The sequence below is a fragment of the Nonomuraea sp. NPDC050691 genome (genome assembly GCF_040654455.1).
Taxonomy (GTDB): domain Bacteria; phylum Actinomycetota; class Actinomycetes; order Streptosporangiales; family Streptosporangiaceae; genus Nonomuraea.
This window is the reverse complement of sequence record NZ_JBFAIA010000016.1, coordinates 33197-44907: the sequence shown is the minus strand read 5'-3', so window position 1 is coordinate 44907 and position 11711 is coordinate 33197. Positions and strand designations below refer to the sequence as shown.

Sequence of the window (11711 nt, the reverse complement as noted above, 5' to 3'; positions counted from 1 at the left end):
TGACGCCCTTGTTGTGGCGCGACGAGGGCAGGCAGGTGATCGCCTGGGCCAGGAGGACTGGCCGTCCTGAGTGCTTCAGTGTTTCCGACTGCTTTCACGTGCAAGCTTGCTGGGTACCGTAGCTGCCCTCAACTTTCACGCACAAGTACTTGCGCGCGTAAGTTGTACTGCCTACAGTGAGGCCCCCTGCCGCCTTGGAGGGGTTGTCCATGCCAGCTGTGAACCGCTTGCCCATGAGCGCGCTGCGCCGTGCTCCCGACATCGTTCTCGACGGCACGTGGGAGTTCCGGCTCCTGCCGCATGATCAGGAGTGGAAAAAGGTCGAGGTGCCGGAACTGTGGACCATGCGGGAGAAGGACGATCCGCCGCACTACCTCAACATCGCGATGCCGTTCGACGAGGTGCCGCCCGCGGTCCCGGAGCACAATCCGACCGGTGTCTACCGCCGGAGCGTAGACCTGGCGCCGGCATCGGGCCGCCGGACGATCCTCCACGTCGGCGCGGCCGAAGGCGGCCGGCTGAGCGTCACGGTCAACGGCCGGGCCATCGGCACCAGCACCGACTCGCATCTTGCCGCGGAGTTCGACCTCACCGGCGTCGTGACGGCGGGCCCCAACACGATCGAGCTCGCGGTCGCCAAATGGGCACCGGCCAGCTATCTGGAAGATCAGGACCACTGGTGGCAGGCCGGCCTGTCGCGGTCGGTGTTCCTCTACACGGTGCCGGAGATCCACCTGGCCGACGTCGCCGTGGTGGCGGACTTCGAGGCCGGACAGGGCCACTTGCGGGTTGTGGTCACCACGGCGGGACTGGATCATCTGCACGAGGTGGGGTGGCAGGCACGGATCGACGTGCTCGGCCGGACGGAGACGCGCCCGATCAGCCCGCGCGTGGTCGAACCTGCCTTCGCGCCGCCGCTGTCCGATCGCTCCGAGCGGCCCGAGCCCCTGGGGACTCCCGACGACTACCTGGATCTGCTCAGCCTGAAAGCGGCCGGCGCGTCCATCGCCGAGGATCTGCGCCAGCTCGCCGATGGCATGATGCCGCTACAGGCGAGAGCGGGCACTGCGGTGTTCGCCCTGGACGCCCTTGACGTCGCTCCCTGGACGGCGGAGACGCCGCATCTGGAGCACCTTCAGGTCCAGCTCATCTCGCCCGAAGGTGAGGTGGCGGACGCCGTACGGCTGAGGGTCGGCTTCCGCCGCATCAGTGTCAAGGGGCGCGACCTGCTGGTCAACGGCGAGCGGGTGCTCATCCAGGGCGTCAACCGCCACGACGTGGACCCGCGCACCGGCCGCGTCATCTCCCGCGACCTGATGCTGGCAGAGCTGTCCCTGCTCAAGCGGTTCAACGTCAACGCGATCCGCGCCTCGCACTATCCCAACGACCCGGATTTCCTTGACATGTGCGACGAGATCGGCTTCTACGTGATCGACGAGGCCGACATCGAGGGCCACGCCTTCACCACCACACTCGCCCACGACCCGCGCTACCTGCCCGAGTTCGTCGAGCGGGTCTCCCGGATGGTGCTGCGCGACCGCAACCACCCTTGCGTGATCATCTGGTCGCTCGGCAACGAGACCGGGTACGGCCCCAACCACGATGCCGCCGCCGCCTGGGTGCGCGGCACCGACCCGACCCGGCCGCTGCACTACGAAGGCGCCATCGCGCGCGACTGGCACGCCGGTCACGCGGCCAGCGACCTGGTGTGCCCGATGTACCCCTCGTTCGAGGCGCTGGCGGCGTTCTCGGCCGACCCGAGAGCCGACCGGCCGGTCATCCTGTGCGAGTACGCCTACTCACAGGGCAATTCGACCGGCGGGCTGGCCGAGTACTGGCAGCTGTTCGAAAACCTGCCGGGCCTGCAGGGCGGCTTCATCTGGGAGTTCAAGGACCACGCGCTCGACCCCGACGGCGACGGCCGCCACCGCTACGGCGGCGACTTCGGCGACGAGCCCAATGACGGCATCACCCTGCTCAACGGTGTCGTCTTCCCCGATCTCACCCCCAAACCGGCCCTGTACGAGGCGCGCGGCCTGTTCAGCCCGATCCGCATCACCTCCGGCGCCGAGGAGGTCAAGGCAGGCACGCTGCGCATCCGAAACCGCCAGACCTTCGCCGACCTCAGCGCCTATGAGCTGCGGCTCCGGGCGGAGACCCAAGCCGGGCCGGCGGGCGCGGTCACCTTCGCAGCGCCGCCCGCGGCCCCGGGCGCGGAGACCACGATCGAGGTGCCTCCTCCCATCCGCGCTCTGCTCGGCACGGCCCTGGCACTCACCATGACCGTGCACACGCGCCAGGATGCCGTGTGGGCGCCGGCGGGGACGGAGATCTCCGCTCAGCAGATCACCATGCCCCGCCCGCTGCCGCGCCTTCCCCGCAGCACCGGCACCGCCGACGCCGAACTGCGTCACCCGCTGTTGCGCCGGGCGCCGCGGCTGTCCCTATGGCGGGCCCTCACCGACAACGACCAGTCTTTCGCCCTGGACAATCGGTTCGTCCGCTCCGGCTTCTTCCAGCTCACCCCCATCGACGTCCGGACCGACGCGGCCACGGTGGCCATCCGCTACCGCGCGGCCTTCGGGGACGAAGTCGTGCACACCCGCACCGTCACCGTGCTGGAAGAGGGCGACTACGTACTGGATGAACGCGTGACACTGCCTGAGGCCGGTACCGACGGGCTGCGGGTGGGGATGGAGTTCGACCTCGTCGAGGGCTTCGACGACGCCCGCTGGGTCGGGCTGGGGCCATGGGAGAACTACCCCGACCGGCGAGCTTCGGCTCTGCTCGGCGCATGGGAGAGCCCGATCGACGAGCTCGCCGTGCCGTACCTGAAACCGCAGGAGAACGGCACCCGAGGGGAGGTCACCGAACTGCGGCTGTCCGGCCCCGCCGGGTCCGTGGGGACCGTGCACGCGACGCCCCTGCACATGAACGTGAGCCGTTACTCGACCAGCGAGCTGGAGTCGGCCGGTCACTGGTGGGAACTGCAGCCGAGCGGCAGAACAGTCGTCCATCTCGATGTCGCCCACCGCGGTGTCGGCACCGGACTGCTGGGCCCGGACACCCGGCCCGCGTATCGGCTGTCACCACGTGAGTACGGCTGGCAGTGGCGCCTGACGCTCACCGCCGCCGGCTGAAGCGCGGAGACAGTCATATCCGATTTCGTGAGATCATGGAAGAGCTTACGCGTGCAAGCCGTGTCGCAGTCAGAGGTGAAGTCCCCGTGACGGAGCGCAAGAGGCGCGTGACCGCAACCGACGTGGCCCGCTCGCTGGGGTTGTCCCGCGCCACCGTGGGATACGTGTTGAACAACACTCCCGGGCAGAGCATCCCCGCCGCCACCCGTGAGCGGGTCATGGCCGAGGCCGCGCGCCTGGGCTATCGGCCGCACCGGGTCGCCCAGGCCCTCGCCAGCGGACGCAGCATGATCATCCTGTTGGTGCTGCCCGACTGGCCGATGGAACACAGCCTGCGCCAGACCCTGGAGACCGCGTCCCGTGTCCTCGACGACGCGGGCTACGCCCTGGTGACCTACACGCGCCACGAAGGAGGCCAAGCCCGGCCCCTGTGGGAATTGCTCACCCCGGACGTCGTCATCGCCTGGACGTCCATCACCGCCGCCGAGCGCACCTCCATGCAGGTCAGCGGCATCACCCAGATCCTTCCAGTCCTGCAGGAGGAGCGGTCCGCGCTGGCCTCGCCGACGCTGACCGCAGGCACTCACCTGCAGATCCATCATCTGCACGAACAAGGCCACCGTCGGCTCGCCTTCGCGACCAGCGTCAACGAGCGCTTCTCCCTGCTGTCCGAAGGACGCGCGGAGGCGGCTCGGGAGGCGTCCGACCGGGTCGGTGTCGACCTGCTCGACGTCCGCCCGGTCGATCACCGCGACGGCAGTGTCGCGGAAGCCGTACGGGAATGGCACAGGGAAGGCGTCACCGCCGTGGCCACCTTCAACGACGACATCGCCGCGATGGCCGTGGCCGCCGCACAGCGGGCCGGTCTGTCCGTCCCCGGCGACCTGGCCGTCATCGGTCACGACGACACGCCGATGGCGAGCATGCTCTACCCGTCACTGTCCAGCGTGAGCATCGACAGTGTCGGCCTCGGCCATTACCTCGCGAACCAGGCCCTGCACGCGGCCGAGGATCGCCCCTTGCCCGAAGCGCCGCCAGACCTGCAAGCCGCCATCGTGGTCCGCGAATCCACCAGGCGGTAGGCCCTGCGGCCTCGTCCCCCGGAGACGGGAGCCACCATGTCGACAACACCCATCATCGCCGGGTTCTACCCGGACCCGACCATCTGCCGGGCGGGAGACACGTACTACATCGCCAATTCCAGCTTCGAGTTCGCGCCAGGGGTACCGATCCACCGCAGTACCGACCTGGTGACCTGGACGCCGGTGACCAACGCGCTGCGGCGTCCTGACCAGCTGAACGTCCATGCCGCCCCGGCGAGCACAGGAATCTATGCGCCGACGCTTCGCCACCACGGGGAGAAGTTCTGGCTTGTCACCACGAACGTGGTGGAGATCCACCGGGGCCAGCTGATCGTCTCCGCTGACGACCCCGCGGGTCCGTGGTCGGAGCCGGTCCATGTGGACGGCGCCATCGGTATCGACCCCGACCTCGCCTGGGACGACGACGGGACATGCCACCTCACCTGGGCGTCGGCCGCGCCTGAGCTGACCGGCATCGCCAGCGCGCCGATCGACCCGGCGACGGGCGAGATGCTCGCTCCGCCGCGGTTGCTCTGGACCGGCACCGGGTTGGCGTTTCCGGAGGGCCCCCACCTCTACCGGCGTGACGGCTGGTGGTACCTCGTGCTCGCGGAAGGCGGTACCGAGCGGGGGCACGCGGTCACCATCGCGCGTTCCCGATCCCTGCATGAGCCCTTCGAGGCGGCGCCCACCAATCCGATCCTCACTCATCGCAGTTCGAGTCATCGCGTGCAGAACACCGGCCATGCCGACCTTGTCCAACTGGCCGACGGCTCGTGGGCGATGGTGTATCTCGGGGTACGTCCCCGTGGTCAGAGCCCGATGTTCCATGTCAACGGTCGTGAGACGTTCATCGCGGGCGTGGAGTGGGTCGATGGCTGGCCTGTGGTCGATGAGGGCCGTTTCGCCCCGATCCCGCCGGACCACTCGTTCGTCGATCGGTTCGACTCCTCCGAACTCGACCAGCGCTGGATGTCGCCGAACCTGTTCCCGCACACGTTCGCCAGGCGGCAGGCGCCAGGCCGCCTCGTGTTGACAGCGCCTGCCAAGGGGGACCCGCGGCGGGTGCTGGCGGCGCGTGCACGAGACCTCGAATGGACCGCGGAGGCCCATCTCGACACCTCAGGAGGCACCGGACGTCTTCTGGTCGGCATCGACGGTTCCCACTGGTACGGGCTCACGGCCGACGCCGAGATGGTTGAGGCCATGGTGGTCATCGGCCCCGCGAGCACGATCGTCGCGCGGGTGCCGGTTCCCCCGGGCGACAGCGTGAAGCTGCGTATCTCGGTTCGCGAACCCCCGACGGCCGGTCTCATGCCCCGGCCGGAGCCCGACATCGTGGAACTGGCTGTTCTTGACGCCGACGGAATGCCTCAGGTCCTCGGCGCATTCGACGGACGCTACCTGTCGACAGAGGTGACCGGCGGCTTCACCGGTCGCACGTTCGGCGTTGAGCCGATCGCCGGCGAGGTGGTGGTTCGCCAGGTCTCCTACCGGGTTCGGACCACCACGGCACAGAGCTGACGGCTGCCCATACCGCTTCGCCACGACCGAATCCTGTCGTGCCAGGTGAAGACGCACCTACTTGCGCGCGAAAGTAGCCCCATGCTTAACATCCCGGACATATCCCCCCTTTCGACAGTACGGGGTCGCCCGTGAGCGCACCGTCAGTTTCCCCTCCTCCCAAAGTCGGCTCGACGTACATCTCGCTGATGGTCCTGGCCCAGTTCGGGGTCTTCATGGCGTTGACCACGCCGCTCGCCATCTCCCTGTCCATCCGTGTCGCCCAGCTCGCTCCCGGCCGGGAGCAGTACCTCGGCTACCTCACCGGCGTAGGCGCGCTGGTCCCGCTCCTGACCGGGCCGCTGATGGGCACGTGGAGCGACCGCACCCGCTCCCACCTGGGTCGCCGCCGGCCGTTCATCGTCGGTGGCATGCTTCTGGGCGTCGTTTCCCTGATCGTGATGGCACTGGCCCCGAGCATCCTCGTCCTCGGGACCGGCTGGGCCCTGGCCCAGTTCGGGTGGGGCACCACGCTGGGTGGTCTGCTGAGTTCCCAGGCCGACCGGCTGCCGGAGGAGCAGCGCGGCAAGGTCGCCGGGCTGGGCGGCTTCGCCGCGCTGGTCGCGCCCGTGGTGGGCGTGATACTGGCCGGAACGCTCTCGGCCAACGCCCTGATGCTGTTCCTCGTCCCCGGCGCCGTCGGCGTGCTGTCGGTGATCCTGTTCGTCTGCCTGGCCGGTGAGGCCGACAGCAGGGCCCTGCCCCCCGCCGAGCCGTTGACCTTCCGGTCGCTGCTGCTGAAGTACACCTGGAGCGTGCGTCGCTTCCCCGACTTCTCCCTGAACTGGCTCGGACGCTTCGCCTTCTACTTCGGTCTGGCCCTGAACACCACCTTCACCGCCTTCTTCTTCGCCTCCCGGCTGGGTGTGAGCGTGGAGCAGGTCGCGGGAACGATCGCGGCGGTCGCCGGCCTCGGCGTGCTGGCCACCGCCGGCGGGGCGCTGGGCGGCGGTTTCCTGTCGGACCGGCTGAGGCGCCGCCGGGTGTTCGTGCTGGCAGCCGGGGCGGTCTACGCGTTGGGTGCGGCGACGATGGCGCTGTCATCCAGCGTGCCACTGCTGTTCGCCGGCTCGCTCGTCTGCTCTGTGGGGCTTGGCATGTTCTCGGCCGTGGACCAGGCGCTCGCCCTGGACGTGTTGCCGGAGCGGGAAACCGACGCGGGCCGCTACCTGGGCGTGTTCGGCTTCGCCGCCTCGCTTCCGCAGTCCGTCGCGCCGTTCATCGCGCCCGTCGTCCTAGCCGTTGGTGCCGCCGGCGGCGGGGAGAAGAACTACACCCTGCTCTATCTCGTCGCCGCCGCCTGCACCCTGCTCGGTGGCCTGGTCATCCTCCGTATCAAGTCCGTCCGCTGAGGAGCTTGCCTTCATGTCGTTCGTCACAGCGCCGTTCCCCGCCGAGGCGCCCTACTTCCGGCGCGAGTTCACCTGCGACGTTCCACCCGACCGCGCCCGGCTTCAGGTGACCGCGCTGGGCATCGTCGAGCCGTACCTGAACGGCACGCGGGTGGGCGACGAGATGCTGGCGCCCGGATGGACCTCCTACCGGCACCGGCTCCAGGTGAGCACCTATGACGTCACCCAGCTGATCCGCTCGGGCGCCAACGCCCTGGGCGCGATCGTCGGCGAAGGCTGGGCCGCCGGGCGCCTCGGCTACGAGGGCAAGAGGCACCACTACACGCAGCGGCCCACCCTGTACGCGCGGCTGGAACTCGCCTACGGCGAGCAGACAGTGATCGTCACCACCGACGAGCAGTGGACTGCCGGCACCGGCGCGGTGCTGGCCGCGAGCCTGTACGACGGCGAAGCCTACGACGCACGGCGTGAGCCGGACGGCTGGAACCTGCCGGGTTTCACCGGCGCCTGGTCGCCGGTGGAGCTCTTCGACTGGGATCCCGGCACGCTCGTGCCCACGGTCGCCACCCCGATCCGCCGCATCGAAGAGCTGGCCCCGGTGCGGACCGTCGTCAAGGACGGCAAGACGATCGTCGACTTCGGGCAGAACATCTCCGGCTGGGTGCGAATCGCCGTCACCGGTGAGGCCGGGCAGAGCGTGACGATCCGGCACGCGGAGATCCTGCGAGACGGCGCGCTCGACACCGAGACCCTGCGCACGGCCCGGTCCACCGATCGCTACACCCTGCGCGGCGGCGGCCAGGAGACCTGGGAGCCGCGCTTCACCTTCCACGGCTTCCGCTACGCCGAGATCGACGGCCCCTACGACGAGGTCAGAGCGGTGGTGGTGCACAGCGACATGCGCCGTACCGGCTGGCTCGACACCTCCCACGACCTGCTCAACCGCCTGCACGCGAACACCGTCTGGTCGATGCGCGGCAACTTCGTCGGCGTGCCGACCGACTGCCCGCAACGCGACGAACGGCTCGGCTGGACCGGCGACCTCAACGCCTTCGCCCCCACCGCCGCCTTCTTGTACGACGTTCGCGCCGTTCTCGGCTCCTGGCTGGAAGATCTCGCCGCCGAGCAGCGCGAGAAGGGCTACGTCCCCTGGGTGGTGCCGGACGTGCTGTCCACCCCCTCCTCTCCCACCGCCCTGTGGAGCGACGTGGCGGTCAGCCTGCCATGGGTCCTGTACCAGGAGTACGGCGACGACGAGATCCTCAGACGCTGCTACGACTCCATGGCCGCCTTCATCCGCGACGTCGAGACCCGGCTCGACGGCAACGGGCTGTGGAGCAGCGGCTTCCAGTTCGGCGACTGGCTCGACCCCGACGCGCCCCCGGACAACGCCGGAGGCGGCAAGACCGACCGGCATCTGGTGGCCGCCGCGTACCTGGCCAAGACCACGCGCGAGATGGCCGACACCGCCCGCATCCTGGGCACGGCCGACGCCGGGCACTTCGCGTCGCTGGCCGAAAGGACGCGGGAGGCATTCCGCGCGGAATACGTCACCAAGAACGGCCGCGTCGCGGGCGAGACCGCCACCGCCTACGCGCTGGCCATCTGTTTCGACCTGCTCGACCCCGTTCAGGAGGCGCATGCCGGCACGCGCCTGGCCGCGCTGGCCGCCAAGGCCGGATTCAGGATCTCCACCGGCTTCGCAGGAACCCCGCTGGTCCTGCCCGCCCTCAGCAGGACCGGCCACGTGGAGGAGGCGTACCTGCTGCTCCTGGAGACCGGCTGTCCCTCCTTCCTGTATCCGGTCACCATGGGCGCGACCACGATCTGGGAGCGCTGGGACGCCGTCCGCCCCGACGGCAGCCTCAACTCCACCGGCATGACCTCGCTCAACCACTACGCACTCGGCGCGGTCTGCGACTGGCTGCACAAGACCGTCGGCGGCCTGACCCCGCTCGAACCCGGCTACCGGCGCATGCGCATCGCCCCCAAGCCCGGCGGCGGCCTCACCCACGCCACCCTCACCCACACGACCGTCCACGGTGAGGTCCGCATCGGCTGGCGCGTCGCGGACCGGTTCACCCTCGACGTGACCGTCCCCGACGGCACCGATGCCCTGGTCGAGCTGCCCGACGGCCGGACCGCCGAGGTCACCGGCGGCAGTCACTCCTTCGGCTGCGAGCTGCCCGGGAAGGACGTCCCCCGCGAGCCGTACACGATGGACACCCCGTTGCAGACGCTCGCCGGCGACCTGGCGGTGTGGCGGGCGCTGACGGAGGTGTTCGCCAAGCACTTCCCCGGCATCCCCCTCGACGGCACAGCCCCCGAGGCGGCCGCATATTCCCTCAGCCAGATCGTCGGCTTCATCCCCGGCGCGTCCGAGCAGCTGAGGAACGACCTGGAGGCCGCGCTGGAAGGTTCGTGGTGATGTGACAGCAGCTCGCGATGCGGGGCGCGGAGGCTCCCAATCAGTGGAACACCCGCGTCCGCCGTCACGCGCCGGCCGGTGTACTGGCCTTCGCGCCGGGACCCACCACTTCCAGGAGGCACCATGGCCATCGGCCAGCGCTTCGCGTTCACCAAGCTCCTCGTCGGCGATCTCGAAGCCGAGGTGGCCTTCTACTCCGCGGTCCTGGGCCTGGTCACCAGGCACCGCCTCTCCGGCGGGGAAGGACCCGACGCGCGCGAGGAGGTGATCCTGAGCGCCGCAGGCCACGAGGAGCCTTCCCTCGTCCTGCTTCACCGCCCTCATCAGGCACGCCCCGAGCCCGGTGAAGCCGTGCTCGGCTTCGTCGTCGACGACGTCGAGCAGGTGGTGCGGGCGGCGGAGGACGCCGGGGGAGCCGTGCGGGTCGCCCCCAGGACCGTGCCGCAGGCCGCCATGACCGTCGCGCAGGTCGAAGACCCGGAAGGACACCTGGTGGAGCTGCTCCAGCGCCGCTGACCGGCTGGTGCGGCGATGAAGAGGGCTGGAAGGGCGCCGGCCGTCATTGTGCAGAGGAAAGGGAAGAGACCATGTTTGATCTGTCGGGCCGTACCGCGTTGGTCACCGGAGCCGGTCAGAACGCGGGCGCGGGGATCGCTCGGGCGCTGGCCGCCCGGGGCGCTGCCGTGGCGGTCAACGATCTGGTACCCGAGCGCGCCGAATCGGTGAGCGAAGAGATCACCTCCGCCGGGGGACGCGCGGTGCCCGTCGTCTTCGACGTCACCGACCTGGAGGCGGTACGGGAGGGCGTCGGGCAGGCCCGCGCGGAGTTCGGCCGTCATTGCGACATCCTGGTGCACAACGCGGGCATCCCCGCCGACTTCGGGCAGGGGCCGTTCCGCACCCTTGCGCCGGACCGGTGGCGGGCGCCGGTGGAGATCAACCTGTTCGGGGCCATGAACTGCGTGTCGGCGGTCGCCGACGACATGTGCGAGGCGGGCTGGGGGCGGATCGTCCAGATCTCCTCCGGGGCCGCACGCACCGGCTCGGCGGCGGGCATCTCGCTGTACGGGGCGGCCAAGAGCGGCGTGGAGGGCTTCATCCGGCATCTGTCCCAGGAGTTCGCCCCGTTCGGCGTGACCGCCAACTCTCTCGCGCTCGGGCTGCAGAGCAACGTCGCCGGAGACAGTACGGAGGAGTTCGCGCGGCGGATCCCGACCCGCAGGCTCGGCACGCCGGAGGACGTCGGGGCGGCCGTCGTCTATCTCGCCTCGCCGGAGGCGTCCTGGATGACCGGCCAGACCCTCAACCTCAACGGCGGCAGCGTCACGAGCTGAACGCCGGAGCGCGTGCGGGGTGGCTCACCCCCTACGGTGGAGGGGGATCGTGAGGAGAGCCATGTCGTCCAGGAGGAGCTCGTCCATCACCGCCGGGCCTGCCGCCGGCCAGGTGGTGTCGCGGGTGGTCGACGAGATCACGCAGATGATCGTGTCGGGGGAACTGCTGCCAGGCCAGCAGATCCGGCAGGAGCACATGGCGGCCGCCCTGGGGGTCAGCCGGCTGCCGGTGCGCGAGGCGCTGCGGCAGCTCGCCGCGGACGGCCTGGTGGTTCACCAGCATCACGTCGGCTTCGCCGTGACCCGGCTGAGCCGGTCCGAGTTCGACCAGGTGTATCTCATGCGCCGGCTGCTGGAGACGGAGGTGATCCGCAGTCTGCCCCGGGCCGGCGCCGATGAGCTAGACCGGATCGCGGTCCTGGCCGAGGAGGTCGAGCGGGCCGCCGCCGAGGTGGACCTGCCACGCATGCGCACCCTCAACAGCCGGTTCCACTTCGCCATCTTCGAGTTGAGCGAGCTGAATCTCGTCGTGGGCCAGATCAGGCGCATCTGGACGTGGGCGCTGCCCTATCACGCGGTCTACCTCCATGACGAGGGGACGGGAACGGATCCTGGCCGAGCACCGCGCGATGGTCGCCGCGCTCGGCGCCGGTGACCTGGAACGGCTGGTGGAACTCATGAACACGCATCGCGCGGGATCGGAGGCCCAGCTGAGCCTGATGCTGGCCGCGGGCGCGGTCGCGCACCGCCCGGTGCGCTGACGAGGTCCCCGTCCGCTGAACGGAACATCGTCCCCTGTGGCGGGTGGCGGC

At 69.8% G+C, this 11711-nt stretch carries 8 protein-coding genes and 1 pseudogene; all 9 read left to right on the top strand.

Features of this window, described 5'->3' with window-relative positions:
- Nucleotides 1–209 precede the first annotated feature (209 nt).
- The gene (locus tag AB0H81_RS09825; protein ID WP_358371739.1) at nt 210–3140 is read left to right on the top strand and encodes a glycoside hydrolase family 2 TIM barrel-domain containing protein; all 2931 of its coding nucleotides are present in this window, start codon (nt 210–212) and stop codon (nt 3138–3140) included.
- Nucleotides 3141–3226: 86 nt separating this feature from the next.
- Complete coding sequence (locus tag AB0H81_RS09820) at nt 3227–4222, top strand: LacI family DNA-binding transcriptional regulator (protein WP_358371737.1); 996 nt, start codon at nt 3227–3229, stop codon at nt 4220–4222.
- 36 nt (nt 4223–4258) lie between these two features.
- A complete protein-coding gene (locus AB0H81_RS09815) occupies nt 4259–5746 on the top strand; it encodes a family 43 glycosylhydrolase (protein ID WP_358371734.1) in 1488 nt (495 codons plus the stop codon).
- 131 nt (nt 5747–5877) lie between these two features.
- Nucleotides 5878–7137 (top strand): MFS transporter, encoded by a 1260-nt coding sequence (locus AB0H81_RS09810; protein ID WP_358371731.1) that lies wholly within the window; start codon nt 5878–5880, stop codon nt 7135–7137.
- A 13-nt stretch (nt 7138–7150) separates the two neighbouring features.
- Nucleotides 7151–9565, top strand: a complete 2415-nt coding sequence (locus AB0H81_RS09805) for a family 78 glycoside hydrolase catalytic domain (RefSeq protein ID WP_358371729.1) — start codon at nt 7151–7153, stop codon at nt 9563–9565.
- Between the two features lie 123 nt (nt 9566–9688).
- Nucleotides 9689–10081: a VOC family protein gene (locus tag AB0H81_RS09800; RefSeq protein WP_358371727.1), complete on the top strand. Its 393-nt coding sequence runs from the start codon at nt 9689–9691 to the stop codon at nt 10079–10081.
- A gap of 71 nt (nt 10082–10152) precedes the next feature.
- A complete protein-coding gene (locus AB0H81_RS09795; RefSeq protein WP_358371724.1) occupies nt 10153–10899 on the top strand; it encodes an SDR family NAD(P)-dependent oxidoreductase in 747 nt (248 codons plus the stop codon).
- Nucleotides 10900–10960: 61 nt separating this feature from the next.
- A pseudogene (locus AB0H81_RS09790) lies at nt 10961–11528 on the top strand (GntR family transcriptional regulator); the annotation flags it as partial.
- A complete protein-coding gene (locus AB0H81_RS09785; RefSeq protein WP_358371916.1) occupies nt 11529–11660 on the top strand; it encodes a hypothetical protein in 132 nt (43 codons plus the stop codon).
- The last annotated feature ends 51 nt before the right edge of the window (nt 11661–11711 follow it).